17 protein-coding genes are annotated in these 26,048 nt (G+C 37.2%); 12 read left to right on the forward strand and 5 right to left on the reverse strand.

What is annotated here, in order from left to right; translation table 11 throughout:
- Nucleotides 1-3: 3 nt before the first annotated feature.
- Entirely contained in the window at nt 4-1,197 is a 1,194-nt protein-coding gene (locus KYG33_RS01880) for a pyridoxal phosphate-dependent aminotransferase (protein ID WP_077414477.1), read from the reverse strand.
- Nucleotides 1,198-1,426: 229 nt separating this feature from the next.
- On the opposite strand from KYG33_RS01880, the gene KYG33_RS01885 reads away from it, so the two are divergent.
- From KYG33_RS01885 to KYG33_RS01910, 6 genes are all read left to right on the forward strand, one after another.
- Nucleotides 1,427-2,764 (forward strand): M20/M25/M40 family metallo-hydrolase, encoded by a 1,338-nt coding sequence (locus KYG33_RS01885; RefSeq protein WP_180565709.1) that lies wholly within the window; start codon nt 1,427-1,429, stop codon nt 2,762-2,764.
- A gap of 97 nt (nt 2,765-2,861) precedes the next feature.
- Entirely contained in the window at nt 2,862-3,497 is a 636-nt protein-coding gene (rsmG, locus tag KYG33_RS01890) for a 16S rRNA (guanine(527)-N(7))-methyltransferase RsmG (protein WP_219072565.1), read from the forward strand.
- A 62-nt stretch (nt 3,498-3,559) separates the two neighbouring features.
- A complete protein-coding gene (locus KYG33_RS01895) occupies nt 3,560-3,964 on the forward strand; it encodes a hypothetical protein (RefSeq protein ID WP_077414471.1) in 405 nt (134 codons plus the stop codon).
- Entirely contained in the window at nt 3,964-4,500 is a 537-nt protein-coding gene (locus KYG33_RS01900; RefSeq protein WP_077414469.1) for a DUF922 domain-containing protein, read from the forward strand. The genes KYG33_RS01895 and KYG33_RS01900 overlap by 1 nt, the downstream gene beginning before the upstream one ends.
- Nucleotides 4,497-7,184 carry a PD-(D/E)XK nuclease family protein gene (locus tag KYG33_RS01905; protein WP_180565711.1) on the forward strand — a complete coding sequence of 896 codons (2,688 nt, stop codon included), beginning with the start codon at nt 4,497-4,499 and terminating at the stop codon, nt 7,182-7,184. Before KYG33_RS01900 ends, KYG33_RS01905 begins: the two co-directional genes overlap by 4 nt.
- Before the next feature lie 182 nt (nt 7,185-7,366).
- Nucleotides 7,367-9,730: a patatin-like phospholipase family protein gene (locus KYG33_RS01910; RefSeq protein WP_180565712.1), complete on the forward strand. Its 2,364-nt coding sequence runs from the start codon at nt 7,367-7,369 to the stop codon at nt 9,728-9,730.
- Nucleotides 9,731-9,863: 133 nt separating this feature from the next.
- Here KYG33_RS01910 and KYG33_RS01915 read toward each other — a convergent pair whose 3' ends face one another.
- The 4 genes from KYG33_RS01915 to KYG33_RS01930 all read right to left on the reverse strand — a co-directional run bounded on the left by KYG33_RS01915 (nt 9,864) and on the right by KYG33_RS01930 (nt 15,277).
- On the reverse strand, nt 9,864-11,822 hold the full coding sequence (locus tag KYG33_RS01915) for a T9SS type A sorting domain-containing protein (RefSeq protein WP_219072566.1): 1,959 nt from the start codon (nt 11,820-11,822) through the stop codon (nt 9,864-9,866).
- A gap of 158 nt (nt 11,823-11,980) precedes the next feature.
- Nucleotides 11,981-13,159, reverse strand: a complete 1,179-nt coding sequence (locus tag KYG33_RS01920) for an acyl-CoA dehydrogenase family protein (RefSeq protein ID WP_219072567.1) — start codon at nt 13,157-13,159, stop codon at nt 11,981-11,983.
- Between the two features lie 128 nt (nt 13,160-13,287).
- Entirely contained in the window at nt 13,288-14,076 is a 789-nt protein-coding gene (locus tag KYG33_RS01925) for an NUDIX hydrolase (RefSeq protein WP_052184596.1), read from the reverse strand.
- A 16-nt stretch (nt 14,077-14,092) separates the two neighbouring features.
- Nucleotides 14,093-15,277: an MFS transporter gene (locus KYG33_RS01930; protein ID WP_257468891.1), complete on the reverse strand. Its 1,185-nt coding sequence runs from the start codon at nt 15,275-15,277 to the stop codon at nt 14,093-14,095.
- Nucleotides 15,278-15,453: 176 nt separating this feature from the next.
- Here KYG33_RS01930 and KYG33_RS01935 point away from each other — a divergent pair, with 176 nt between their 5' ends.
- The 6 genes from KYG33_RS01935 to KYG33_RS01960 all read left to right on the forward strand — a co-directional run bounded on the left by KYG33_RS01935 (nt 15,454) and on the right by KYG33_RS01960 (nt 25,956).
- Nucleotides 15,454-18,375 (forward strand): SusC/RagA family TonB-linked outer membrane protein, encoded by a 2,922-nt coding sequence (locus tag KYG33_RS01935; protein ID WP_219072568.1) that lies wholly within the window; start codon nt 15,454-15,456, stop codon nt 18,373-18,375.
- Between the two features lie 11 nt (nt 18,376-18,386).
- Nucleotides 18,387-19,937, forward strand: a complete 1,551-nt coding sequence (locus KYG33_RS01940) for a RagB/SusD family nutrient uptake outer membrane protein (protein ID WP_219072569.1) — start codon at nt 18,387-18,389, stop codon at nt 19,935-19,937.
- Nucleotides 19,938-19,940: 3 nt separating this feature from the next.
- Nucleotides 19,941-21,362 (forward strand): glycoside hydrolase family 30 protein, encoded by a 1,422-nt coding sequence (locus KYG33_RS01945; RefSeq protein ID WP_180565716.1) that lies wholly within the window; start codon nt 19,941-19,943, stop codon nt 21,360-21,362.
- 9 nt (nt 21,363-21,371) lie between these two features.
- Nucleotides 21,372-23,594, forward strand: a complete 2,223-nt coding sequence (locus KYG33_RS01950; protein ID WP_180565717.1) for a glycoside hydrolase family 3 N-terminal domain-containing protein — start codon at nt 21,372-21,374, stop codon at nt 23,592-23,594.
- A 73-nt stretch (nt 23,595-23,667) separates the two neighbouring features.
- Complete coding sequence (locus KYG33_RS01955) at nt 23,668-24,477, forward strand: family 16 glycosylhydrolase (protein WP_219072570.1); 810 nt, start codon at nt 23,668-23,670, stop codon at nt 24,475-24,477.
- A 39-nt stretch (nt 24,478-24,516) separates the two neighbouring features.
- Nucleotides 24,517-25,956: a glycoside hydrolase family 30 protein gene (locus KYG33_RS01960; protein ID WP_219072571.1), complete on the forward strand. Its 1,440-nt coding sequence runs from the start codon at nt 24,517-24,519 to the stop codon at nt 25,954-25,956.
- Nucleotides 25,957-26,048: the final 92 nt, after the last annotated feature.

A 26,048-nucleotide genomic window follows, 5' to 3' on the forward strand; every position in this document is an offset into this window, starting at 1 on the left:
TTGTTAGTTGAATTGCTCCAATAAATTTTTGATTCGCTTCATTGCTTCTCTCAAATCTTCTTCAGATGCAGCGTAAGAGAATCTGATACATTCCGGACTTCCGAAAGAGAATCCGCCAACACAGCCTACATGAGCATTTTCCAGAAGGAACATGGCAAAATCGTCAGAATCTTTAATTTCAGTTCCATTCAGGTTTTTTCCGATATAATGCGAAATGTCCGGGAAGAAATAGAATGCTGCTTTAGGAAGCAATACTTTAAATCCTGGAATTTCTTTGATCAGTTCATACACAAGATCTCTTCTTTCTTTGAAAGCATCAATCATGTATTTATATTCAGAAGGATCTGTTTTCAATGCAGTAATAGATGCTCTCTGTGCCATGGTGTTGGCTCCGCTGGTCATCTGTCCCTGTACTTTTTCACACGCTTTTGCCAGCCATTCCGGACAGGCAGAATAACCGATTCTCCATCCTGTCATTGCAAATGCTTTTGACATTCCGTTGATCACCGCTGTCTGTTCATATACTTCAGGAAACTGTGCAATAGAAGTCGTTTTTGTTTCGTAATTGATATACTCGTAAATCTCATCAGAAATTATCGTTATCTGAGGGTATTTGGCGATAACTTTTGCAATGGATTTTAATTCGTCATAAGTGTAATAGCCACCTGATGGATTACATGGAGAACTGAAAAGTACCGCTTTGGTTTTCTCTGTAATAGCCCCTTCAAGCTGTTCTGCTGTTACTTTAAAGTCCGTTAAATAAGAGGTAGGAAGCATTACGGAAGCTCCACCCATCATTTTTACCATTTCATCATAGCTTACCCAATATGGAGCTGGAAGAAGAACTTCATCCCCATCATTGATAATGGAGGCAAGAACATTTATAATAGCTTGTTTGGCGCCATTTGAAACACAGATCTGGGTGGGTTTGTATTCCAGGTTGTTATCTCTTTTTAATTTATGAGCAATAGCCTCTCGCAGTTCCAGAAATCCGGGTACAGGAGAGTAGTGGCTGTAGTTTTGGTTGATGGCATCAAAAGCGGCCTGTTTGATATTGTCCGGAACATCAAAATCCGGTTCACCAAGAGTTAAGCTGATCACGTCTATTCCGCTGGCTTTCATTTCTCTGGCTTTGTTAGACATTACAAATGTCTGTGAGTATCCTAATCTTTTTACTCTATCTGAAAGTTTATCCATGTATTTTTTTGAATTTTAACAAATATATAATAAAAACGCCTTTCAGGGATAATAAAAGTGGGTTTGGTTAGAAGATTTTTGTCAGGTTTTAACCAAATTTAACCTGTTTGAGAATCATTGCATCTTTTTCACGGTTTGGCAGATATTAACCCATAATGAACTTCATTAAAATAAAAAACTATATAGTAGCCCTATGGTTTTGTATCTTTAACAATCTAAGATTGATCCTATGAAATATTTCGTTTTTCTGCTGCTGATTTCCTGCACTGTTTTCTCTCAGAAACATTCAAAAGATGAGGAAGTGAAAAAATATGTCTCGCAAGTGAGTGAAGACTCATTGAAGTCATACATCGGTAAGCTGGTGAGTTTTGAAACAAGACATACTTTAAGCACGCTGGATGATCCAAAGCATGGAATAGGAGCAGCAAGAAACTGGATTATTAAAAAATTCAATGAATATGCAAAAAACTCCGGAGGCAGAATGGAAGTATACCTTCAGCAGGAAGATCTTCAGCCGGATGGAAAGCGAATTGATAAAGCAGTCAATCTTGGAAATGCTGTTGCTTTTCTGAAAGGCACGGATCCTGATGATAAAAGAATATTTCTGATCGGCGGGCACCTTGACTCCAGGGTGACAGATGTGATGAACAGAACTTCCAAAGCACCCGGAGCCAATGATGATGGCAGTGGAGTAAGCGCCGTTATAGAATCTGCAAGGATATTAAGCAGATCTTCATTTCCGGCCTCCATTATCTTTGTGGCGTTTTCAGGAGAAGAGCAATCACTTTTGGGATCTAAACAATTGGCTGAAAAAATTAAGAGAGAAAATTTACAGTTGGAAGCTGTTCTGAACAATGATATGATTGGTAACCCAGAGGCAGGAGAAACTGGAGAAGTCAATACCCGCATACTCCGTGTATTCAGTGAAGGTCTGCCGTATAAAGATTTGGACAAAAAGGCAATGACGATCAGAAATCTGGGTTTTGAAAATGACAGCGAATCCAGACAGCTGGCAAGATATATCAAAGAAATTACAGAACAGTACATCAAAGGACTTGAAATAAAACTGATCTACAGAAATGACAGGTTTCTGCGCGGAGGAGATCATACCAGCTTTGTTAATAATGGTTTTCCTTCAGTAAGACTTACCGAGTATTATGAAAATTACGATCATCAGCATCAGGATATAAGAGTAGAAAACAATAAGCAATATGGTGACCTTCCGGAATTTATAGATTTTAAATATCTGAAAAAGAATGTGGCTGCCAATATAGCGGTACTTGCCAGTCTTGCGAAATCCACTTCAAAACCTGAAAAAGTAGAAATGGATGTTAAAGAACTGACCAATTCCACAACTCTGCATTGGGAAAAACCAAAATCAGGAACTCCGGCAGGATATTATGTGCTGGCCCGTGAAACAGACAGTCCGGTATGGCAGAAAAAAATATTTACAAAAGAGCTTTCCATTAAAGTTCCGCTATCCAAAGACAATTATATTTTTGCCGTACAGACAATCAGCCAGTCCGGAAACCTGAACGTGCCTGTAATTCCGGGTATTGCAAAGTGATGATCTCTGTTGAAAAACAGGGATCAAGGCCTGCCAGGAAAAGTAGATTTGAATACAAGAGAAATAAAACTTATTTTTGCTGTTTATAATAATTCACATGTCTGCATCGTTACTATTAAAATATTTCCCGGATCTTACTGAAAGACAGAGAGAACAGTTTTCGCAATTGGAAAATCTGTATAATGAATGGAATGAAAAAATCAATGTAATTTCCAGAAAAGATATGGAGTCGCTGTATGAAAAGCATATTCTCCACTCTTTGGGAATTGCAAAAGTGATGGAATTTGCTCCTGGAACAAAAGTTTTGGATATCGGAACCGGAGGTGGTTTTCCGGGAATTCCTTTGGCGATCCTGTTTCCTGAGACAGAATTTACGCTTATTGATTCTATCGGTAAGAAAATCAGTGTAGTACAGGCGGTAGCAGAAGGCGTAGGATTGACGAATGTAACAGCGATCCACGGAAGAGCAGAAAAACTGAAAGAAAAATTCCACTTTGTAGTCAGCAGAGCAGTAACCCAGATGCCGGAATTTTTAAGATGGCTGAAAGGAAAGTTTGAAAAAGAACAGTTTAACACTAAACATAACGGAATTTTATATTTAAAAGGCGGGGATCTTGCAGAAGAACTTGCCGGAGTTAAATGTGAAATTTTCAACCTTAAACACTATTTTGATGAAGAATTTTTTGATACTAAAAAAGTAGTTTATGTATCAAAAGGTAATTTTAATTCCTGATTTTTATGTAAATAAGGAATAATTTTTGCTAATATTTGTTAATAATCAGAAAACTAAAGGTTATGAAAAAACTTTTAAATATTGGATTTTCAGTATTACTGTTTGGCGGGCTTCTGGTTTCGTGTAATGACGACGATTACCATACAATTGAATCTATTGATAAGATCAAAATAGACAGCGTAAAAATTGTCAATGACACCATGGATGTTTTTGCGATACAGAGCATAAAAACTTATTCCACCTATCCCTCTCATTGTGATGGCTTTTACGGCTATGATTATATTTACAATACTAATCTTGAAAGAACGGTGACTTCCTACAAATATATCACAAACGGACCTTGTACGCAGGGAAGTTATGTAGGAGCCAATCAGATCAACTTCAGTCCGCAGAGAAAAGGAACTTATACTTTTAAATTCTGGAACGGAGGAAATAACTGGATTACGAAAACAATTGTGGTAGAATAATGAGATTGACTTTTGTATTGTGCTTATTGGCCGCTGAGTTGGTATTCGGGCAAAAGATTATCTGGGAGGAAGGCAGAAAGCTGACCTGGGATAATTTTAAAAGTCCGGTGAATAAGAAAAATAATCCTGATGTAGCAGCGTATACCCATTGCGGCTGGGAGTTTTCCTCTATAAAATCTTCCAATCCAAAAGCACCGGTTACCATTACCATCAAAACCATATTTAACGAAGAGAAATCCTGGAAGGATGTTAAAAAAATGGATGATTATATCCTGCTTCATGAACAAAAACATTTTGATATTGCAGAATTATTTGTGAGAAAATTCAGAAAGGCAGTCGCTGAAAAAATCAGGACTTCCGGTGATTATAACAAGTATTTCAAAGCAATTTATGACGGGATATCCGTTGATTATCAAAACTTTCAGATGGCCTATGACAGAGAAACCCGTCACGGGATCAATAAAGAAAAACAGGCAGAATATAATAATATGATTTCTGAACAACTCGACAACTTAAAAAGCTATCAAGCCCCTTGAAATTCCTCAATAAGATCATTCACGAACTGCTAGCGCAAAACCCGGACCTTTCTGCGTTTAATATCATTCTGCCCGGAAAACGTCCTATTGTGTTTATCAGACAGATTCTGGAGGAAAATAGTTATTCAGGGCTTCTTCCCAATTTTTTTACCGTAGAAGAACTTATCAATAAAATTTCAGATCAACAGCCGATTCAGGGAATTCCATTGTGGCTTTTCTCATTCGATGTGTACAGAAGTCTGAATCTTATTCCCAGAGATGATTTTTCGGACTTTTTGAAGTGGTTTCCTACCCTGCAGAAGGACTGGGATGATATTCTCAAATTTTCAGACAGTGATCAGGCGGTTCTTCAGTATATGTTTGATGAGGAAAGGATCAAAGAATGGGCTCAGGATCTTGGTGAGGATGATGATGTACCAAGAAAGAAGTTCCTTAATTTCTGGCAGAATATGAATGTTTTTCTCCCCGTTTTGAAGGAGAGACTACAGGAAAAAAACTGGGCGACTTCCGGAATGATTCATGAGGCTGCTAAAGCTAAGATTGCTGATTTTGCTGAAAATACCAAAGAAGAATTTGTCTTTTGTGGATTCAATGCTTTTACTCCGGTAGAGGAAAAGCTGGTAAGAAGCCTTTTGAAATGGAATAAAGCTCAATGTTTCTTTCAGGCAGACCATTATTATTTCGACGATGAAAGACAGGAAGCCGGAAAGTTTCTGAGAAACCATAAAACCTGGAAAGAATTTGATGAAAACAGAACTTTTCAATGGATAGAAGACGACTTTAACCAACCTAAAAAAATTAAGGTATACGAAGTATCCGGGAATGTGACCCAGACCAAAGTACTGCCGGAAATTTTTAAGGAAATCAATAATAAAACCTATTCCAATACAGCAGTGGTATTGCTGGATGAAAACCTTCTTCCTGCAAGCCTGGATGTGATGCATGGTGTTGATAATTTGAATATTACGATGGGTTTTCCATTGAAGAACCTATCTTTCTCCAACGCTGTGAAACGTCTTTTTTATCTGCAGAAACAACTGGAAAAAAATAAATCCTCCTATTATTACCGAGATGTTTTCCCGATTCTGGAAGAACTTCCTAAATCTGATGAGGACGAGCTTATTATCAATGATTTTAAATCCAAAGTAGAGGAGAGAAATATTGTTTATATTTCTAATAAACTTTTACATGAACTGCTGAGTGGGTTATCGTACTTTAACCTTCTTCAAAAAGCTGAGGGGACAAATATTTATCTAGATATGCTCATTACGTTTTGCCAGCAGGTAAAATGGCTGGAAATAGACGATATTCAGTATGAGAATGTTTCTCACTTTGAAAACGCATTCAGGATCATCAAAAATCAGCTGACTCCCTACAATATTGAGATCAAAATGGAAACGCTGGAAATTCTTATCAACCAGCATATTAATTCTGAAAGTATCGATTTTCAGGGTGAACCGTTGAGAGGACTGCAGATCATGGGATTGCTGGAAACGCGTCTCCTGAATTTTGAAAACGTTATTCTGCTTTCTGTGAATGAAGGAAAACTTCCCCTTGGAAACTCTCAGAATACCTATATTCCTTTTGATATCCGAAGGTTCTTTGATCTTCATACTTTCCTGGAAAATGACAGCATTTATGCTTATCACTTTTACAGACTGATTCAGGATGCTAAGAATGTTCATTTGCTCTATAATGCATTAAGTTCCGGAGTGAATACAGGAGAGAAGAGTCGTTTTATTACACAGATTGAAATGGAGAGTTCACATGAGATTGAACACCTGATTATTGAGAATTCTTCCGAGCCTATTACCACCAAACCTATAGAAATTTCTAAGACGCAGATTGTACAGGACCGTCTTCAGAAATGGAAGGAAAAAGTATCTGCATCCCACCTTACAAGTTACCTCTATAATCCGATTGATTTCTATCTATCCAAGATTTTGAATACCTCGGAAACAGATGAAATTGAAGAAGAACTTTCTGTGAAAAATTACGGAAATCTGGTCCATTATTCACTTCAAGAAGTGTATGAGGTGTTGAAGGGTAAGGTTTTAAAGGAAAGTGATTTAAGAGATTCAGTTAAAGCGATAGATTACTATATAAATATTGCTATTGAAAAGCTGAAGCACCAGCCGGAATTCTATGAGAAGGGGATGAATTATATTCATAAAGCAATTGCTAAAAAAGTAATTGAAAACGTACTTACTCATGATCTTGAATTGATAAAACAGGGAAACAAACTGGAGATTATTGACATCGAAAGAAGGTTTGAAAACATTGATTTTCCTCTTGATGGAAATGATAAAATTTCTTTCTTCGGATTCATTGACCGGATTGATAAACTGAACGGAACTCTAAGAATTATCGATTATAAAACAGCCAAGATCAAAAATCTCAGCGTGAAAATTGACGGAGATAATGTAGCTGAATATTTCCATAACAGTGAAAGAAAACAGGCACTTCAGCTTTGTATTTATCATTATGTGGTGCAGCATCTTCCTGAGTTTTGGGGATACCCTATCGAAACAGGAATATGGAGCTTTGCAGATGCTAAAAAAGGAATGGTTTCCCTGCAGTTTGACAAAGGAAATATTGATGATGCAATGAAGTCAGTCAAAAGCCTGATCCTTGAAATCCTAAATCCGGATGTTAATTTTGTGGAAACAATAAAAGCATATTAAAATAATTTAATATTGATACATTGGCTTATTGTGTTTGAAAATCAGTTTGTTATTGATTTTAAATAATAGATAGAAATACATTTGCTTACTTCATAAAAACGGCCGTAAAGCAGGTGGCTTTTTTGTGTATCTTTACTCCTTATTACTTTTAAAGTTTCAATCGGATACACCAAGAATCACCAATGAAAAAGATCCTGATATTTTTTGCCATAGCTTTCTCTCTTATTATCAAGTCTCAGCAAAAGAATGATTCCCTGAATATTGCTCTTCAGAATGTGACCAAAGACACTAAATTTGGCCTTGCGCTCAGTGGCGGTGGTGCAAAAGGTTTTGCACACATTGGAATTCTGAAGATGATTGACTCATTGGGAATCAAAGTAGATTATATTACAGGAACCAGTATGGGAGGGATTTTAGGAGGTTTGTATGCAATGGGGTATAATGCGGATCAGCTGAAGCATACGATCTATAAAATGGACTGGAACAGGATTCTGAGCAATAAAATTCCTTACAGCAAAGTCAATATCAGTGAAAAAGACGAGTATGACAAATATATCCTCGAGTTTCCTGTAGTCAAAGGATTTCCGACTCTTCCTAGCTCATATATTGAAGGGCAGTATATGGGAGAAGTTCTTAATACACTTACTTTCAATGCAAAACATATCAATGATTTCAGCAAACTGAAGATTCCTGTTCAGCTTACTTCTTCCGATATTGAAAATGGTGGTCTGATCATGCAGAAACAAGGTTCTTTACCGCTTGCTATTCGTGCTACATTGGCAATTCCTGCAGCTTTTGCACCTGTTTATATTGACGGAAAACTTTTGGTTGACGGTGGATTGGATCGTAATTATCCAGCCAATGAGGTTCGGGAGATGGGTGCGGATTTTGTGATCGGAGGCTATACAGGCTTCAGGCTTTTTACCAAGAAAGAAATTGAAAATCCGATGAAGATGATTTATCAGACCCATGCCATCCGTTCGGTAGAGGATTTTAAACATCAAAAGGAGCTGTCTAATGTATTGGTAGACTTTGTGGATCCATTGGGTGAGATTACAACGAAAGATTTTGCTAAATTCAGGAGGATCATCAAAATTGGAGAGGTGGAAGCGAGAAAGCATCTTCCTGAGTTTGTAGCCCTGGCAGAAGCTCAGCGAAAGGCAGGAATTCAATATGAACATCAGATGATTGAAGAGGTGAAACTGCCTACTACAAAATTTACTTTTAACGAAGAAGACGGAACTCCTATTAATGATGCGGCAGAAATTGAGGTGCTTAAGAAGCAAATGGGGCTGACAGAAGGAAAGTATTACGATGCAAAAACTGTAAATGAAGCAATAGACAGAGTATTTGGAATGCGTCAGTATGTAAAGGTGTATTATACCTACACGAATGAAAATGATGGTCTTGTAATGAATGTTTTTGTGAAAAGAGCAAAAAAAGGAGCTTTTAAACTGGCTCTGCACTATGATACGGAACAATCAGTAGGAATTATTGTTAATTATACTTACAGGAATATTCTTCTGAACAGATCTCGATTTTTAGCAACCGTAGATATTTCTGAACGTTTTAAGGCTAAACTGGCTTATCAGCAGTTCCTTGACAGCGGAGAGCGTTTGTGGCTGGATCTGGAGGCTAAGATGGTTAATCTTAAAAGTAATGACCTGAACTTCAGATTGTATGATGTAAGCGAAGACGGGAGCGACCGTTTTCCTAACCATATGTACCGGAATATAACCGGAAAGATTGCGCTGAACTATAACATCAATCCAAATGCTTACCTGTCACTGGGAACAGAGTTCAGCACAGAAAGAATGTACAGCTTACTGGATAAAGTGGATCAGGCAAAAGTGGATAATTATAGTAAGAAATTATATAACCACAGCAATTTCAACACTTTCCTGAAATTTGAACAGAATAATCTCAATAAAAGATATTTTACTACAAAAGGGAATCATCTTCAGGTGAGTACAAGATTTTATTATGGAGATCAGTATAAGCTTTATGATCTGAACACAGTACAGCCACTTCTTTATCTGATACTTAACCCAAAAGAATCTTATTATTACGAGCCTAAAAACCTCGTGTCATTCACTTTAAATGAGAATTTTTTCTATCCAATCACAAGAAGACTGACTGTGAAAGCAAATGTATTTTTGGGAGCAAGTTTTGGATCAGGGAAGGATGATCAGGTTCCCTACCTTTTCCTGAATCAGAAATATAATCTTGGAGGAAGTGAATATAATTATGATCTCTTAAGTCCTGAATTCAATGGTCTTCGTCAGAAAGAACTTCCTATGACCTCGGTTGCTAAAACAGCAATATCACTTCAGTACAGGATCATGAAAAAGCTTTATCTTACCCCATCGTTCAGCTATGGTAAGGTGAGTGAAGAGCTGTCTCCTTTTAATGATAGTTTCGATATGTTTGGATATGGAGTGAATCTTGGGTATGAATCTCTCATAGGTCCTATCAGTTTAAATGTCTCCAGAAACAGCCAGCTTGATTTTTCAAGAATATATTTCAGCGTTGGTTTTAAGTTTTAAGTATCAGGAGAATCTGTTACTTAAGCTATTAATTTAAGTAAGACCATTTATTATAATTATTGATATAAAAAAGCACTTCATTGCTGAAGTGCCAAAAATTAACTTGAAATGAGATATAGAAGAGTGATTGATTCTACAGTTTTACTTTTTTATTAATAACTTTTCCATTAGAAAGGGTGATTTGTACCAGATACACACCGGATTCTAAATTTCTGGATTCAAATAATGGCTTATTGACTTCCTGCTGAATGGTCAGAGCTCCGGAAATACTATAAATACTGATGTTTTTAATATCATTGGCGGATTTTGCAACAATTTGCTGTTTTTGAGTGAAAATATCAGTACTGTTCTCAGAAGATTGGGTACCTCCAATTGCTTTATTGAACTGAAGATTGTAATACGGAGCTACCACTTCAAAAGTATAGTTTTTATTTTCGAGATCCTGCACATTGATTCCTCCGGCTTCGCGATATTGTTTTTGAGAAATACTTTTGATCATTGTTTTATTTTCATCAAAAACGTTTACAGCAGTAAGTTCATCCAGATCAACTTTTAATTGCAAAACTGATGAGTTCGCAGACTGTACGATTTCATTTTCAGTAACTTCTTTAGGAGTGTTTTTGATGTACGGAATTATTTTATTCTCGTTGTTTTCCGATACTTTCAACAGATAAACTCCGTCTTTTAAAGTTGATAGACTATGGTCATTAGCTGTCCTGCTTTGAATTTTTTCTTTATTAAAATCTGTGATTTCAACCAGCTGCATGTTGCCCAAATCCGGTTGTATTTGTGAAGAAAAAGGAGCGGGCTTTTCATTCGTTTTCTCTGCTGACTGCTTCCCGAAAATAGACCCTGCAATCGCCCATTCATTAAGAAGTCCGCCGCTTCTCAATGTATTGAATTTGGCATTGGAAGCTAGAGTGAATGGAAGAATTCCTCCAACATGTCCTAGTGGTCCCCAATAAAAAGAATCCAGTTTGTATTTATTCAGATCCCACCATGCATAATATCCACGCTGAACATCAATGGTTTTAGAAGTATTTTCAGGCGGAATCGCTAAATCAACAGTAGAATGACCTAATGTCATAGGTGTTTTGTTGTACCAGTCGTATACATCCTTCGGTTTCATGCACTGTCTTAGCTTGTTATTGGGGTTATTGGTAACATCATTCACGAAGCTTGTCGTAAAGAGTTTTCTCCATATCACCGGACCCCATAAAAGCCCGCCGTTATCCTGAACAACGTGGTAATTGTATTTATCAAGATATTCTGCAGAAATAACTTCTGAAATGTCGTTATTATATGTTTTATATCCTGTACTGTTGCAGGTATTGAGAACATTGGCCAGGAATGAGGTAAACGGATAAATATCTTTTTCCAGAACTCCTTTATTTAAAGTAACTCCGGAGAAATCATACGGTCCGTCGCCCATATATGCATATTTGAATTTGATATTATTGGGATTCGAAATGCTTAATCTTTTTAAAGTAGACATCGCAGCATGAGCACCCTGTGAATATCCGGCTAAAAAGTATTCATCATACCGTTTAACACCTAATTGACCCAGTACTTTATTGGCAGCAGTGATGAAATCAATGGTGGCACCTGCTTCAGTGGCATAATCTACATAAGGGTGAACTCCGTCTCCGGTTCCCATCCCTACATAATCAGGAGCCATTAAAATATAGCCATTGAGTACATAAGACAATTCAACAACAAATCCTGCTGTCAATGCTCCCTTAAAATTAGACGGAACATTATTTCTACTGTCTGTTGTTCCATGATCTGATACCACTGTTGAAAGTTTGAAAGGTACACTAGGATACATAAGAAGCCCCGTAGCTTTCACAAGAACATTATTTTCGTTTTTGGTGTAATAAGTGATCTTGTACCCCTTTAGTCCTACATTAAAACTGTTCAGGTAGCCGGCAAATTCCGGAGCATCCTGATCACCGAGATTATTGGCGATGAAATTGATGACTTCCTGTGGGGTTAAATCCAGTTTCTGTTCCGCACTTACGACGTCTCCAGCCTGCTGTGCAAAGTAGAATGAGGCAGTAAGGCCCAGTAAAAAAGTTATAATTTTTCTCATATTGATGCATTTTCTTTGGTATTAAGATAATAACTTTAATAAATTCATGAAAATATTACGACATCAACAATTATTCATTGAATATCAATTCTCTGAAATGTGAGTAAAATAAAAGAGTCTGACCGACGGCCAGACTCTTTTTATATATATTGTCTTTTTTAGAAAGCGTTGATTCCCGTAATGTCTAATCCGGTGATCAGTAAGTGAACATCATGCGTTCCTTCGTAAGTGATCACAGATTCCAGGTTTGCAGCATGTCTCATCATTGGGAATTCACCCATGATTCCCATACCACCAAGGATCTGTCTGGATTCTCTCGCAATTTCAATAGCCATATTAACGTTATTACGTTTCGCCATAGAAATCTGAGCTGGAGTTGCTTTGTGAGCATTTTTAAGATTTCCTAACTGAAGACATAATAACTGAGCTTTTGTGATCTCTGTTAAGAATTCAGCCAGTTTTTTCTGTTGAAGCTGGTAAGAACCGATTGGTTTTCCAAACTGTTTTCTTTCTTTAGAATACTGAACAGCAGTACAGTGGCAGTCAATAGCAGCACCAATTACTCCCCAAGAAATTCCATATCGTGCAGAGTTCAGACAAGATAAAGGTCCTTTCAGTCCTGTTACTCCGGGAAGAAGGTTTTCTTTTGGAACTTTTACGTCATTGAATACCAATTCTCCGGTTTTTGAAGCTCTTAAACTCCATTTATTGTGAGTTTCAGGCGTAGTAAATCCTTCCATTCCTCTTTCAACGATCAATCCCTGTACTTTTCCTTCTTCATTTTTTGCCCATACCACAGCGATATCGCATAGAGGAGAGTTCGTGATCCACATTTTAGCTCCATTCAAAAGATAATGATCTCCCATATCTTTAAAATAAGTTTCCATAGAACTTGGGTCTGAACCATGATTAGGTTCTGTCAATCCAAAAGATCCGATCATTTCTCCGGCAGCAAGCTTAGGAAGATATTTCATTTTCTGTTCCTCAGAACCGAATTCATTGATAGGAAACATCACCAAAGAACTCTGAACCGAAGCTGCAGAACGTATTGCAGAATCTCCTCTTTCCAACTCCTGCATAATCAGACCATAAGAAATCTGGTCTAATCCTGAACCGCCATACTCAACCGGGATATAAGGTCCCAGTGCTCCGATTTTCCCTAATTCTCTCATAAGATTAGGTATATCGGTATGATTTTGAGCGGCCTGATCAATCTGCGGCATTACAAAACTTTCAACCCAGTCTCTTACAGATTGGCGGATTAGTTTGTGTTCTTCAGTAAGTAAAGCATCAATTCCATAATAATCAGGGATGCTTGTAAGAGGATAATATGACATGATTTTTTGATTTGGTTAAAAGTAACATTTTTCGTGGTGTCTTGAAAATTTTTTTGAAAACTTATCTTAAGTTTGGTTTTCAGACAGATAATGCTCTTTTTATTTGTTTATAAAATAAATTCTGTGTTTTAAGCCTCCTCATCATTGGATATAGGATACTGATTGGTAGAATTGTGAACCTTACTTTTAAATTTATACAGGTAAGGAGCTTTATTGGCTGAGCCATCATACAATTTTTCCAGTCTGTCAAGAATATTTAAACTTAAAATTTTACGCTGGAAATTATTCCTTCTGAATTTTTGGCCTAAAATGGTTTCGTAAAGAGACTGAAGATCTTTCATCGTAAACTTCTCAGGAAGCAGATTGCTGGCCGCCACCTCTGTATTGATATTCATTCGCAGGTATTCTAACCCTGTTTCTATGATCCTATCATGATCGAAAGCCATCTTGGGCAAATTGCTTACCTCAAACCATTCACAGCTTTCGTTGAAGGCATCAGGGAAAGTATTGGCCATTGAAAAATCAATAAGGCTGCAATAACCTACTGTAATGAATCTTTGAAAAATCCAGTGATCTTCCGGTACCTCAATTCCTTTATTGTTAAGAAGAATCTGATGAACATTATTTTCTGTACGGTCTATCCTTCCAAACGTATGAAACTGTTTCAGAAATATATCTTTAAGATGTGTTCTTTCAAATAAAACCCTTGCTGCAGCTTCCCTTAAATCTTCATCATTGAAAACAAAACCACCTGGAAGTGACCATAGATCAAGATCATGATACTTTAAAAGAAGGACTTTCAAAATATTATTATGAAAGCCGAATATAGTACAGTCAACAGATATATGGGCAACAAAATCTTTGGTATCGATAAGTTCCCGAAGTGTTTCTTTACTTTTTGTGTCTTTGATTTTCATGGCTGTAAAAATAAAACTATTTTCTTTTTGAAACATTAAAAAATACCAAACTAGTCACAAAAAGAAGAATTACGAAAGATAAGATATATAACGGATAAAAATTTAATAATTGTTTTTCAAACAGAACAGCCATGATAATCGAGCTTACAGAGCTACCCAGTGAGGAAAATATAACAATAAGAGAAGTGAATAAGTTTACTTTTTCCTTATCCATCTGTGCAATCATTTTTGAATTGATGACAGGGTAGAGTGGCGACAAAAATAAACCGATCACCGGAAATAAGAAGAGAATAATCTTTGAATCTGCTGAATCAAAATACTGTACACCTACAATAATGATCAATAAAGAAATAATAAAAGCCATGCATGAAAGATAGTAACCCGGCAATGAAAATCTTCGGATAATATTGGCTGTTATTGTTCTTCCTGCATAAGAAAATACTGCCAGAAAAGAAGTAGCCTGAAGGGCAAAAAATGAATTGACTTTCAAATGATTCTTATAAAAAGACGGAAGCCATGAGTTGAATCCCTGTTCTATAAAAACAATAAAAAATATAACCCCAAGGAATAGCATTATAGAAGGAGTTACAAACCCTGAAAGTTCAGAGAATATACTTTTATTTTCCAATGGTTTGGCCTCAGAAATTGTAATTTTTGATAAAAGGAATATTGTTAATGCAGATAAGAAAGCGATTAATAAAAAGCAAAATTTCCAATATTCAGAATATTCACTTGATACTACCCATCCAAAGCAGGTATTCACTACAAAAATTCCGATCATGAAAGAAGCTTCTACACTGTTCATAGTCTTTGCCAGCGACTTTTCATCCGAAATATTGTTCCTTATAATTCCAAAAACACAGATTTTACCAATCGCAAAACAGGCACCGATGATGGCAAACCATAATTTGAAAAACCAGAAAACTTCTATAAATGGCAGCAGACAAGAACAAAAGCCAACAATTATTAAAGCCGAAATCAATGCTTTTTTTGTTCCGGTTTTGTTGATAAAACCCACTGCAAAAAGAGAAATAAAAGCTATGGGTAGATCTTTAAATGATTCTAAAAAACCCAATTCTCCGTAAGTGATTTTCTCTTCGGCCAACTGCAGAATAATAAGCCCCATACAGTTCAAAACCATTGAAAAAATAAGAAAGGTAAGTTTTAACGGAAGAGAAATTTTAGAAAGCTTGATGATCATTTTGGGAGACTTCTTTATTGTTTTTTTGTGAAATTTTATGAAATATTGATGCGAAGATAGGGCTTCTAACCCTGAAAAATAAAAGAAAAATTAAAATATTTATGAATAGAATGTTAATTAATTGAAAAAAAATATATTTTTATTGTCTCAATTTGAGAATTAAACAATAACTGTATATGAATGTAAGAATATCACGAAGCGTAGGAGTGGTTGCCGTCCTCTATTTTACGGCCAACTTCAGTGCCCAGACCACCAAGGCGAAGGACACAATTGCTAAAGAAAACAAAATAGACGAAGTTGTAGTGATTGGTTACGGTACTCAGAAAAAGAGTAATGTGACAGGTGCTATAGCGAGTATTAAAGCCAGCGATATTGAAAATATTCCATCTGGTAAACCGGAACAGGTATTACAGGGAAGAGCAGCCGGAGTTTCTGTAGTGACCAATTCCGGACAGCCTGGAGCTGCTGCCACTGTACGTGTAAGGGGTATTACCAGTTTTGGGGCAGGAAGTAACAGCCCTTTATGGGTGGTAGACGGTATTGTTGTAGATAATATTGGATGGCTCAATCAGTCTGATATAGAAAGTATCGAAGTCTTAAAAGATGGAGCTTCATCTGCAATCTACGGAGTTTCTGCTGCAAAAGGAGTAATATTGGTTACTACTAAAAAAGGGAAAAAAGGAAAACTTACCCTTTCTTACAATGGATTCTATGGTTTTTCAAACGCTTCTAAAAAACTGGACCTTCTGGATGCTACGCAGTATGCTAAAATTATCAATGAGGGTTTTGTAAATGATGGAGGAACTCCTAGATTTACTAATCCGGAATCACTTGGAAAAGGAACCAACTGGCAGGATGCCATTTTCGGAACAGGTGAAAAATCTTCTCATGAAGTAAGCATTACAGGAGGTAATGAAAAATCAACATACTATACATCGTTCGGATATTTTGATCAGTCCGGTATTGTATTGAGCGATATCTCTTATTACAAAAGAATCAATGCGAGATTCAACTCAACCCATAAAGTTACAGATTATCTGACGATAGGACAAACCTTTGCCTATACCCATGTGAAGTCACAAGGAGTAAGTGCAAATGAAGAATTTGGAGGGCCTCTGGCTTCAGCAGTTAACCTGGATCCTACCACTCCGGTTGTTGTAACAGATTGGTCTATGGTAGACCCAAGCGGCTATACCAACCCTTATATCATCCGTGATTCTGAAGGCCGTCCCTATGGAATTTCAAGATATGTAAATCAGGAAATGACCAATCCGCAGGCTTTCCGCCATATACAACAGGGAAATTATAGCTGGTCTGATGATTTCGTAGGAAATGTTTTTGCCGAGCTTAAGTTTCTGGATCACTTTACATTTAAAACCAGTCTGAACGGTAAGAAATCCTATTGGGGAAGCCGTTCTTTTACCCCGAAATATTATTTAAGTCCAAACTATAACAATACCAGCTTCAACAGTCTGAATAAGGTGGATGAAAATAAATTTGAGTGGAGTATGGAAAATACTTTGACCTATCAGAATAAGTTTGGGGATCATAATATCAACATTATGATTGGACAGGGAGTTTACCGATACAACATTGCTGGCGGGGCTAGTTTGACATATAGTAACCTACCTATTGATAACTGGCAGGATGCTTCTTTCAACTTTAATATTCCGCAGGATAATATTACTGCAACAGGATGGGATGGAATTCAGACCCGTAAAGCATCTTATTTTGGTAGAATCATTTATGATTATGCGGACAAATATTTATTCACCGGAACGATTCGTAGAGATGGTTCTTCAAAATTTGCGACCAATCAGCATTGGGGAACTTTCCCGTCTATGTCCTTGGGATGGAATGTTCATAAGGAAAACTTCTGGCCGGAGAACAGAGTAATTAATAACTTAAAACTAAGAGGAGGTTACGGAGTATTAGGAAATGATGAAATGGATAACTTCAGATTTGCAAGCTTCATGGTTTCAGGAAGTAACTATACTAACTCTGGAAATAATATCATTATTGGATATGCACCAAGTACATTGGAAAATCCAAACTTGAAATGGGAGCAGACCAGTCAGCTCAATATTGCTGCTGATTTAAAATTATTCAATAATTTCACTCTTACTGCCGACTGGTACAAAAAGAAAACAACAGATATCCTTAGACAGATCAATATACCTGGCTATGTAGGAGTTCCGAATTTACCTTGGTCAAACGTAGGAGATATGCAGAATACTGGTCTGGAGCTTGAGTTAGGATATAAAAAGAACTGGGAAGATTTCGGAATTTCAGTTAATGGTAACTTCGCTACGATAAAGAATGAGGTTCTTAGATTGGAAGATGACATTAAATATTTTAACCTTGCTTCTTTCCAAACAATGGGAGCAGTTTCCAGAGTAGCAGTAGGACAGCCCTATGGATCATTTTACGGACAGACTTATAGTGGTGTATTCCAAAATCAGGCACAAATTGATAACTATGTAAATGCAAATGGAGTAAAATTACTACCTGATGCAAAACCGGGAGACTTTATCTGGCAGGATAACAACGGTGATGGTAAAATTGATGATGAAGATAAAGTAAACTTAGGAAGCTCTATCCCGAAATATACTTTCGGACTTACAGTAAATCTTAATTATAAGAATTTTGATTTAATGATGTTCGCTCAAGGACAGGCTGGTAACAAGATTTTCCAGGGTTTGAGAAGATTGGATATGCTTGATGCCAACTATCAGACAAGAATCTTAGACAGATGGACGGGTGAAGGCTCTACCAACGATAATCCTAGAATTACACGTAATGACCCTAACCATAACTATTCATGGATGTCAAATTATTATCTTCAGAAAGGTGATTATGTCCGTTTGAAAATTGTTCAGTTAGGCTATACTATTCCTAAGGATGTTACCGAACGTTTCGGAATGAGCAAAGTAAGACTGTATATCACTGGAGAGAACCTTGTTACTTTCACAAAATATACCGGTTACGACCCTGAAATTGCAGGAAGAAATAATTCCGAACAGGATATTATTGGTGTAGACAGAGCTTACTATCCACAGGCAAGAACATTCCTGATAGGTGCTAATATTCAATTTTAATGATTAACAAAATGAAAAATAAGAATTTTATATATAAAGGACTTGCCGTTGCATTCCTGACAGGTCTGAGTTTTACCAATATGGGTTGTAGTGATTCCTATCTGGATGATGTACAGAATTCAGGATCTTTTAATACTGATTTGTATTTCCAGAATGAGCAGCAGTCTTTCAGTGCTCTGGTTTCAGTATATGATCTTTTGAGAAAATATTCAGGCGGATTCGAGAATTCAGTTACTTTCTTTAATGCAGGGTCTGATGATTTTTATTCAGGAGGAGGAAACTCTAATGATGGAGCAGGAATTCAGGGGTTAAATAACTATATGATTAACCCGAATACAATGCCAGCCAGTTACTGGAGAGACTATTATCAGGGAATTGCACGTGCTAACCTTTTAATAGAAAGAGTTCCGAGTGCTAATATGGGTGATGATATTAAGAAAAGATATATCGCAGAAGCAAAAGTTCTTCGTTCATTATATTATTTCGAATTGTTAAGAATGTTTGGAAATATTCCTTTAATCCTTAAATCCGTAAAGTTTGATGATAATTATTGGAATATTCCACAGGCTAATCCTAATGATGTTTATACTCAGATAGAAAGCGATATCAATGCTGCTATTCCAGATCTGATGATGGTATCAAGTGGGAATGATAAAGGAAGAATCACACAGGGAACTGCAAGAGCTATTTTAGGTAAAATTTATCTTTATGATAAAAAAATGCCTCAAGCAGCAGCACAGTTCGCTGAGGTAAATGGTACTCCTGGAGGAACCAGCCAGTATGGATATAAACTGGTAGCCAATTATGCAGACTTATTTAAAGTAGGTCCTGAATTATCGGATCCTTATAAGTTTTCAACAGAATCTATCCTTGAAGTAATGCATACCAATAAAGGAAACTCCGATTGGGGATTCTGGGGGCAGGGTAAAGATGAAGGGAACTCTATCAACGTAATGGTAGGGCCTCGTTCTTATTCACTAAAAAATATCCCGAATAATGATGCACCTGATATCTATTCAGGCTGGGCATTTAATACCGTAACAGAGAATTTTGTTACTTTCATGCAGGGAGATCCAAGACTGGATGTAACCGTTTTTAATGCAAAAAAACTGGTAGCAGATGGTAAAATTACTTACAGCCCAGCGTTTGCTGATACAGGATATTTCTTAAATAAATACTTACCTACGAATGCTTTAAAAAGTTCACTTCCTGGACCAGCAGAACTGAATTTCCGTCAGAATTATATTGCAATAAGATTAGCAGATACTTACCTGATGGAGGCAGAAGCTTTAGGAGGTGCAGGAGCAAGAGCTCAAGCTTTATTAGATGCGGTAAGATTAAGAGTTGGATTAGCATCGGTTCCGGTTTCTTTACAGGCCATAAAAGATGAGAGAAGAAGAGAGCTTGCAGGAGAAGGGCACAGATGGTTTGACCTCGTAAGATGGGGAGATGCTCCTTCTAAGCTTGCCTTCAAAGGATTTAAAGCCAATAAAAATGAAATTCTTCCAATTCCGTTCAATGAATTGCCGAATACAGTTTTAAAACAAAATCCTGGTTACTAAAATATGAAGTTTCACAACTTATATAGTTTCTTTAGAGGTGCCGCACTACTTAGTGGTGTGGCCCTTTTTTCTTTGTCGTGTACAGTTGTATCCAATAAAGGAAATGAAGTACAGTACTGGCTTACAAAAGGTGATGAAAGTGTAAAGTTACAGCAGCAGACTTCTGTTAAATTTGTAAATACTTCCAACAGTTTTCAGAATATTGAAATTGATGATTCTCAAAAGTTTCAATATGTTGATGGCTTTGGATATACATTAACAGGGGGAAGTGTTGAGGTAATCAACCGATTGTCATCTTCCAAAAGAAAAGCACTGCTTAACGAACTTTTTGGAAATGATAAAAACTCAATTTCCATCAGCTATTTAAGGTTAAGTATAGGAGCTTCCGATCTTGATGGTAAAGTATTTTCATATGATGATCTGCCGGAAGGACAGACTGATCCTTCTCTTTCAAATTTCAGTTTGGAAAAAGATAAAAATCTGATTGCTACGTTAAAAGAGATTTTAGCAATCAATCCTTCTGTTAAAATCATTGCTGCGCCATGGTCACCTCCGGTTTGGATGAAAGACAATGGCCAGTCAAAAGGAGGAAGTTTGAAACCTGAATTCTATGGAACATATGCCCAATATTTTGTAAAATACATCCAGGGCATGAAAAAAGAGGGCATTACCATCGATGCAGTAACCCCTCAGAATGAACCTTTACACCCGGGAAATAATCCGAGTTTGTATATGCCGTCTGAAAAGCAGGGAGATTTTATTAAGAACCATCTCGGACCGGTTTTTAAAGCCAATGGAATTACTACGAAAATTGTTGTCTACGATCACAATTGCAACAAACCTGAATATGCCATTGATATTTTAAAAGATTCTGAAGCAAACAAGTATATAGACGGATCCGCTTTTCATTTGTATGAAGGAGAGATTTCGGCTCTAAGTACTGTGCATAATGCTTTCCCTGATAAAAATCTATACTTTACCGAACAGTGGACCGGATCAAAAGGAACTTTTACCGAAGATCTGAACTGGCACACAAAAAATGTAATTATCGGCTCCATGAGAAACTGGAGTAAAATCGCTTTGGAATGGAATCTTGCTAACGATCCGGAATATGCTCCGCATACACCAGGCGGTTGTACAGAATGTAAAGGAGCAGTTACCGTGTCTGACAGCGAGAATTTCACAAGAAATGTTTCCTATTATATAATTGCCCACGCTTCGAAATTTGTTCCGGCAGGATCACAGCGTATCGCTTCCACACAGACAGATAAACTTTCCACTGCTGCTTTTAAGACTCAATTTGGGAAAATAGTTTTAATTGTGCAGAACGATAACCCTTCAGATGATAATTTTAATATTAAATTTGCCGGGAAAACCGCTGCTGTAACAATTTCAGGACGTTCTACAGCAACCTATATTTTTTAATTTGATACTATGAAAAGAGCTTATTTCTTACTGGCATTTTCCGCATTGGGAATGAATGCATACGGACAGAAAACAATTGATCAGAAAGTAGCAGAATTGCTGTCTAAAATGACCCTTGAGGAAAAAGTAGGGCAAATGGTACAGTACAGTGGGTTTGAATATGCTACAGGACCTCAGAAATCTAATTCGGCAGCCGTTTTGGAAGAAATTAAAAAAGGTAAAGTGGGTTCTATGCTGAATGTGGCAGGATCAGAAGAAACCAGATCATTTCAGAAACTGGCGATGCAGTCTAGGCTTAAAATTCCTTTGCTGTTTGGGCAGGACGTTATCCACGGATACCGTACCACATTTCCTGTAAATCTGGGGCAGGCGGCAAGCTGGGATATGGGAATGATAGAAAAATCGGAAAGAATTGCTGCAACAGAAGCGGCGGCATATGGGATTCACTGGACGTTTGCTCCAATGGTGGATATTGCCAGAGATCCGAGATGGGGAAGAGTAATGGAAGGTTCCGGAGAAGATACTTACCTGGGAACAAAAATAGGATTGGCAAGGATCAAAGGATTTCAGGGCAGAGGTTTGGGAAGTCTTGATGCCGTGATGGCCTGTGCAAAACATTTTGCAGCATACGGTGCAGCGGTAGGCGGAAGAGATTACAATTCTGTAGATATGAGCCTCAGACAGCTGAATGAAACGTACCTTCCTCCGTTTAAAGCTGCTGCTGAAGCAGGAGTAGCTACTTTTATGAACTCTTTCAATGACATCAACGGAATTCCGGCGACAGCTAACAAATATATTCAAAGAGACCTTTTAAAAGGAAAATGGAACTATAAAGGTTTTGTGGTTTCAGACTGGGGAAGCATCGGGGAAATGGTTCCTCACGGTTATGCCAAAGATGCTAATGAAGCGGCTGAAAAAGCAATACAGGGTGGAAGTGATATGGATATGGAAAGCCGTGTCTATATGGCAGAACTTCCAAAACTGGTGAAAGAAGGAAAAGTAGACCCCAAACTAATAGATGATGCAACAGGAAGAATTTTAACCAAAAAATTTGAAATGGGTCTTTTTGATGATCCTTACCGGTTCAGCAATGAAAAGAGACAGAAAGAACAGACCGATAATCAGGAGAACAGAAAATTCGGAAGAGAATTTGGTTCAAAAAGTATTGTTCTTCTTAAAAACCAGGGAAATATTCTTCCCCTTTCAAAAACTACGAAAACAGTTGCTCTGATTGGCCCTTTTGGTAAAGAAACAGTGGCAAATCATGGGTTCTGGTCTATTGCTTTTAAAGATGATAACCAAAGAATCGTTTCACAATTTGACGGAATTAAAAATCAACTGGATAAAAATTCCACTTTACTTTATGCAAAAGGCTGTAATGTCGATGATCAGGACAGAACCCAGTTTGCAGAAGCTGTAGAAACGGCAAAGAAAGCGGATGTAGTGATTATGACATTGGGAGAAGGACATGCGATGAGTGGAGAAGCAAAAAGCAGAAGTAATATTGGGTTTACAGGAGTTCAGGAAGATTTATTGAAAGAAATTGCCAAAACAGGCAAGCCAATCATTCTGATGATTAACGCTGGAAGGCCTTTGATTTTCAACTGGGCAGCAGATCATATTCCGACAATCGTGTACACATGGTGGCTGGGAACTGAAGCCGGAAACTCTATTGCAGACGTTTTATTCGGTACTGTGAATCCTGGTGGGAAACTTCCGATGAGCTTTCCGAGAACTGAAGGGCAGATTCCTGTGTATTACAATCATTATAATACGGGTAGGCCTGCAAAAAATAATACAGACAGAAACTATGTTTCAGCCTATATAGATCTTGATAATGATCCGAAATATCCGTTTGGATATGGCTTAAGCTATGCAGATTTTAAATATTCTGACATGGTTTTAAGTTCTGCAAGCCTTACAGGAAATCAGACTCTGAATATCAGCGTTACCGTTTCCAATACAGGGAAATATGATGGTGAAGAGGTGGTACAGCTTTATATCAGAGATCTTTTCGGTAAAGTGGTAAGACCTGTGAAGGAACTGAAAGGTTTCCAGAAAGTACTTATCAAAAAAGGAGAAAGTAAAAAGGTAGAGTTTAAGCTGACACCGGAAGACCTGAAGTTTTTTGATGACAATCTGAATTTTGACTGGGAAAGTGGAGAATTCGATATTATGATCGGAACCAATTCTCAAAATGTACAGACCAAAAGAATTAACTGGACAAAGTAAAATTCAATAGAAGCGGGCTTTAGCCCGCTTAATAAAGAAGTCAGAAAATAGCTTTAGCTAAAATCTAATAAAAATGAATTTGAAAGTTAAAAATATCATCACAATAGGTGCAGCAGGGACTTCGTTTTTCTTTGCTTTAAACTGTGCCTCGCACAAATCTGATGCTCACAGAACCCTGATCTGGAATGATGAATTCAATGGGAAAGGTCTTCCGAATTCATTAAAATGGAATTATGATGTAGGTGGAGGCGGTTTTGGAAATGAGGAAGCTCAGTTTTATACCAAAAACAGGCTTGAAAATGCCAGAATGGAAAAAGGAAACCTCATCATTGAAGCTAGAAAAGAAAATTGGGAAACCAATAAATATACTTCCGCCAGACTTTTAACCAAAGGGAAATTCGCTTTTCAATATGGAACAGTAGAAATCCGGGCAAAACTTCCCAAAGGTCGCGGAACATGGCCGGCAATCTGGATGATGAGCGAAAATATGAAGAAGTGGCCTGATGATGGTGAACTGGATATCATGGAACATGTTGGGTATAACCAGGGATTTATACATGCATCTGTTCACACTAAAAAGTACAATCATATCCTGGGAACACAGAAAACAGATACTCTGTTTGTAAAAGATGCCAGCGAAAAGTTTCATGTCTATAAAGCAGACTGGACCCCGGAAAAAATTGATGTTTACATAGATGATCAGAAATTTTTCACCTATGAGAATATGGAAAAAAATAATGAGGCATGGCCTTTTGACAGACCTTACTATATCATTTTAAACCTTGCAGTAGGGGGAATGTGGGGAGGTCAGAAGGGAATTGATGACTCTATTTTTCCACAAAAGTATTACATAGACTACGTAAGAGTCTATCAGAATAAATAATGAAAATGAGGACAAAAGGTCCAAAAACAGAAGAAAATCATGAGAAAACTAATTGTAAGTTGTTTTGTAGTAGGCGTTGTCATCAATGTCAATGCACAGAATTATTGGAAAAAGAATACAGGAAAAACAGCTAAGGTGATCCTTACCAACTCGAAAGCGGATGAGAAGATGGTGGATAAAGGAGCCGTTAAATTTGAACAATTTGGACAACCCAAAGAAACAGAAGCCTGTATTTTTGTGGCCCCAAATTTTAAATACCAGAAACTGATAGGAATTGGTGGTGCTATTACAGATGCGTCAGCAGAAACTTTTTATAAAATGCCAAAGAATAAGCAAAAGGAAATTCTTGACGCTTATTTTGGGAAGAACGGATTGGGATATACTGTTGTTCGTACCAATATGAACTCCTGTGACTTCTCCAGTGATTCTTACACTTATGTAGAGGATAATGACACTTCCCTGAAAACGTTTAACGTTGCTCATGATGAGAAGTATAAAATTCCGATGATAAAAGAAGCTCAGAAAGCGATCGGGAATAATTTTACGTTCTATTTCTCCCCATGGAGTCCTCCAGCCTGGATGAAATCAAATAAAAGTTTGTATAAAGGCGGAAGATTAGAAAATGAATACTACCAAACGTGGGCAGATTATTATATCAAATTTATCAAAGAATACGAAAAAAGAGGAATTAATATCTGGGGACTGACGGTTCAAAACGAGCCGATGGCTACCCAAAGCTGGGAATCATGTATCTATACTGCTGAAGAAGAAGGAGAATTCCTGAAAAAGAATCTTGGGCCAACACTTTGGAAAAACGGATATAAAGATAAAAAAGTAATGATCTGGGATCACAACAGAGACCTTATTTATCAAAGAGCAACCACTACGCTAAGTGATCCGGAAACTTCAAAATATGCTCATGGAATCGGCTATCACTGGTATGAAACATGGAACAATAAAACGCAGCTCTTTGACAATTTAGCAGAAACTCACAGAGCTTTTCCTGATAAATTTCTGGCCTTCACGGAAGGATGTAAAGAACAGTTCAGTATGGATAAGATTTATGATGTAAGTCTGGGAGAATTGTACAGCAAAAATATGCTGAATGATTTCAACAAAGGGAATGCACTATGGACCGACTGGAATATTCTGTTGGATGAAACCGGAGGACCTAATCATAAAGGAAATTTCTGCTTTGCCCCGATTATTGCAGATACCAAAACAGGAGAGGTGTTCTATACCTATGAATACTATTATATAGGACATGTTTCAAAATATATCAAACCAAATGCCCAGAGAATAGGAAGTTCTTCAAACAGGGCTGCGCTGACGTCTTCTGCCTTTATGAACGAAAACGGACAGCTGGTAACTGTAATTATGAATGATTCAGACAATGATATTGAAACCAATCTATGGATTGAAGGAATGGCTGCCAAACTTAATGCTCCTGCACACTCTATACAGACCGTAATTTTATAATATCATATTAATATTATTTTTGACAGACCCGGCGGCCTCGAAGAGGCCGCCGGGTTTATTTTATATTAATTATTCATTCAATTTGATCACTG

The sequence above is a fragment of the Chryseobacterium sp. D764 genome, from assembly GCF_019317325.1.
Lineage (GTDB): Bacteria > Bacteroidota > Bacteroidia > Flavobacteriales > Weeksellaceae > Chryseobacterium.

Excerpts from the sequence above, each read along its gene's own strand:
- KYG33_RS01940 (WP_219072569.1), top strand. The coding sequence starts at position 18,387 with ATGAAAAATAAGAATTTTATATATAAAGGACTTGCCGTTGCATTCCTG.
- KYG33_RS01915 (WP_219072566.1), bottom strand. The coding sequence starts at position 11,822 with ATGAGAAAAATTATAACTTTTTTACTGGGCCTTACTGCCTCATTCTAC.
- KYG33_RS01945 (WP_180565716.1), top strand. The coding sequence starts at position 19,941 with ATGAAGTTTCACAACTTATATAGTTTCTTTAGAGGTGCCGCACTACTT.
- rsmG (WP_219072565.1), top strand. The coding sequence starts at position 2,862 with ATGTCTGCATCGTTACTATTAAAATATTTCCCGGATCTTACTGAAAGA.
- KYG33_RS01930 (WP_257468891.1), bottom strand. The coding sequence starts at position 15,277 with ATGATCATCAAGCTTTCTAAAATTTCTCTTCCGTTAAAACTTACCTTT.
- KYG33_RS01935 (WP_219072568.1), top strand. The coding sequence starts at position 15,454 with ATGAATGTAAGAATATCACGAAGCGTAGGAGTGGTTGCCGTCCTCTAT.
- KYG33_RS01880 (WP_077414477.1), bottom strand. The coding sequence starts at position 1,197 with ATGGATAAACTTTCAGATAGAGTAAAAAGATTAGGATACTCACAGACA.
- KYG33_RS01910 (WP_180565712.1), top strand. The coding sequence starts at position 7,367 with ATGAAAAAGATCCTGATATTTTTTGCCATAGCTTTCTCTCTTATTATC.
- KYG33_RS01925 (WP_052184596.1), bottom strand. The coding sequence starts at position 14,076 with ATGAAAATCAAAGACACAAAAAGTAAAGAAACACTTCGGGAACTTATC.
- KYG33_RS01900 (WP_077414469.1), top strand. The coding sequence starts at position 3,964 with ATGAGATTGACTTTTGTATTGTGCTTATTGGCCGCTGAGTTGGTATTC.
- KYG33_RS01960 (WP_219072571.1), top strand. The coding sequence starts at position 24,517 with ATGAGAAAACTAATTGTAAGTTGTTTTGTAGTAGGCGTTGTCATCAAT.
- KYG33_RS01920 (WP_219072567.1), bottom strand. The coding sequence starts at position 13,159 with ATGTCATATTATCCTCTTACAAGCATCCCTGATTATTATGGAATTGAT.
- KYG33_RS01895 (WP_077414471.1), top strand. The coding sequence starts at position 3,560 with ATGAAAAAACTTTTAAATATTGGATTTTCAGTATTACTGTTTGGCGGG.
- KYG33_RS01885 (WP_180565709.1), top strand. The coding sequence starts at position 1,427 with ATGAAATATTTCGTTTTTCTGCTGCTGATTTCCTGCACTGTTTTCTCT.
- KYG33_RS01950 (WP_180565717.1), top strand. The coding sequence starts at position 21,372 with ATGAAAAGAGCTTATTTCTTACTGGCATTTTCCGCATTGGGAATGAAT.
- KYG33_RS01955 (WP_219072570.1), top strand. The coding sequence starts at position 23,668 with ATGAATTTGAAAGTTAAAAATATCATCACAATAGGTGCAGCAGGGACT.